This window comes from Halolamina salina (genome assembly GCF_042678005.1).
Lineage (GTDB): Archaea > Halobacteriota > Halobacteria > Halobacteriales > Haloferacaceae > Halolamina > Halolamina salina.
Genome location: NZ_JBHUDH010000040.1, coordinates 11,469 through 13,786, shown reverse-complemented (window position 1 = coordinate 13,786; position 2,318 = coordinate 11,469). Strand labels below are relative to the sequence as shown.

At 70.8% G+C, this 2,318-nt stretch carries 2 protein-coding genes; one reads left to right on the top strand and one right to left on the bottom strand.

Annotation, left to right across the window (positions count from 1 at the left end; all coding sequences use genetic code 11):
* The coding region (gene cofD / locus ACFR9S_RS05165) for a 2-phospho-L-lactate transferase (protein WP_379818205.1) at positions 1 to 806 on the bottom strand (806 nt) is incomplete at its 3' end.
* Positions 807 to 893: 87 nt separating this feature from the next.
* Here cofD and ACFR9S_RS05160 point away from each other — a divergent pair.
* Positions 894 to 2,066: an HD domain-containing protein gene (locus ACFR9S_RS05160; protein WP_379731864.1), complete on the top strand. Its 1,173-nt coding sequence runs from the start codon at positions 894 to 896 to the stop codon at positions 2,064 to 2,066.
* Positions 2,067 to 2,318: the final 252 nt, after the last annotated feature.

The following is a 2,318-nucleotide window of genomic DNA, read 5'->3' as shown; positions in this document are numbered from 1 at the left end:
GTGCCGGCCATGAGGTCCGCGACGGGGCCGGAGAACGCCTCGTCCTCGCAGAACGGCGAGACGGCGACGACCGGCGTTTCCCCGAGCGCGGCATCGACGCCCGCGAGTGACCGGATCGGGCCGACGGACGTGACGGGGTTGGAGGGACCGATCACGACGGGATCGGCCAGCGCGGCCTCGACTTCGGGCGTCGGCTCGGCCGTCTCCGCGCCGCGGAACTCTACGCCCTCGACGCGCGGGCCGGCCCGGTTCGCGACCCAGTACTCCTGAAAGTGCATCTCGCCGTCGGGCGTGTGGACGATCGTCGCGACGGGATCGTCGCTCATCGGCAGGAGGTCGATCTCGAGGTCGAACGCGTCGGCGAGCGTGCGGGTGGCCTCGGTCAGCGAGTGCCCCTCGTCGAGCAGCGAGGTCCGGGTGATGTGGACCGCGCGGTCGCGGTCGCCGATCGTCATGAACTCCGCGATCCCGGAGAAGCGCCGCCAGCGAGCGATCTCCCGGCCGGCGGTCTGGGCGTCGTCGTCGAGGTAGCGCGGCCCCTCCTCGAGACCGGCCGCGTCGGCGAGCCGGAACAGTTCGGCGTTCGTCTCGTGGCTGTCGCCGTCGATCCCCCACCACGTCTCGCGGTCGAGCACGCCGCCGCCGTCGAACAGCACCGTGTCGAGGTCCGGGCAGACCAGCAGCCCGCCGAGTTCCACGTCGTCGCCGGTGTTGCCGACGACGGTGACGGAATCGCGGGCGAAGACGGGCTCGTCGCCCGAGAGCAGCTTGGGGGTGCCGGTCCCCCCGGCGAGGAACGTGACCATACGCGGCGTTTCGGGGGCGCGGGGTTGAAGCTTCCTCTCCCGACGGCGCACCGGGGCGACTTTGAGGCTCGCCCACGGGGGTCCGGTATGAACGCGATCAAGGACTCCGTCCACGACTGGATCACCCTCTCCCCGGTCGCGACGGACCTGCTCGACACGCCGGCGTTCCAGCGGCTCCGGCACATCAAGCAGCTCTCGACGATCCGGCTCGTCTACCCCTCGGCCTCCCACACGCGCTTCGAGCACTCGCTCGGGGTGTACCACCTCGCCGAACAGGCCCTGTCGCATCTGCGCGTCGACGGCGAGCGCGCGGACCACGTCCGCGCCGCGGCGCTGCTGCACGACGTCGGCCACGGTCCCTACGGTCACCAGACCGAGGAGGTGATCATGCGCCGCGCGGGCCGCCACCACGACGAGATCGGCGACGTGATCGAGGACACCGGGATCGCCGACGTGCTCCGGCAACACGACCTCTCGCCGTCCCGCGTGGCCGCGCTGGTCCGCGGCGAGGGCGAACTCGGCCAGCTCGTTTCGGGGGAACTGGACGTGGACCGGATGGACTACCTCGTTCGGGACGCCCACCACACCGGCGTCCCCTACGGCTCGATCGACCACGGGCGGCTGGTGCGGTCGCTGCGCTACCGCGACGGCGAACTGGTGCTCGCGGAGGGGAACGTCCGGACCGCGGAGTCGCTGCTGCTCGCCCGCGGGCTGATGAACGGGATCGTCTACCGCCACCACGTCTCCCGGATCGCGGGCTCGATGCTCGAACGCGCCGCCGATCGCCTGCTCGACGGCGAGAACGACGTGGGAATCGAGGAGTTCGCACGGATGGCCGACCACGACCTGCTGGTCGCGCTGGGCGAGCACGTCCCCGACCTCGGCGACCGGATCGAGCGCCGGGACCTCTACAAGCGGACGGTGTGGGCAGACCTCTCCGACACGCCCGCACACCTCCTCGAACTCGAACACGAGGACGAGCGTGCCGCCGAACGGGACATCGCGGAGCGCGCGGGCGTCGACGAGTCCGAGGTAATCGTCGACGTGCCCCGTCGGCCGTCGATGAAGGAGTCGAACGCCCGGGTCGTCGTCGACGGCGTGGTTCAGCGACTGGAGGAGGCCTCGGGGCTGGTCACCGCGATCCGACAGGCACAGCGCGACGGCTGGCGGCTGGGCGTGTACGCGCCCGAGCAGGAGCGGGAGGAAGTGGCTTCGGCTGCGGTGGACGTTCTGGGGCTACCTGACCGAGTGCGACGCTGACCGCTATCGGCGCCGCTCGACGGGTAGAACGGGCGGCTCGGGAGAATCCATCGTCACACGGGGCTCGGTGGGGGTAACCCTCGTCACTGCCGCCCGGCGGGACGTTCGCTCCGGATCTGTATCAGTCGTTCGCTATTTGTCCAACTCTAACCACGGCACCTCGATCAGCGGCGGGATGTGGGTCTCGATGTGGTGCTCCCAGACGCCCTCCTCGCCGAACGCCTCGCCGTGGTCGGCCGTCACCACAACGTC

Coding starts and splice junctions, on each gene's coding strand:
- ACFR9S_RS05160 (WP_379731864.1), top strand. CDS start 894: ATGAACGCGATCAAGGACTCCGTCCACGACTGGATCACCCTCTCCCCG.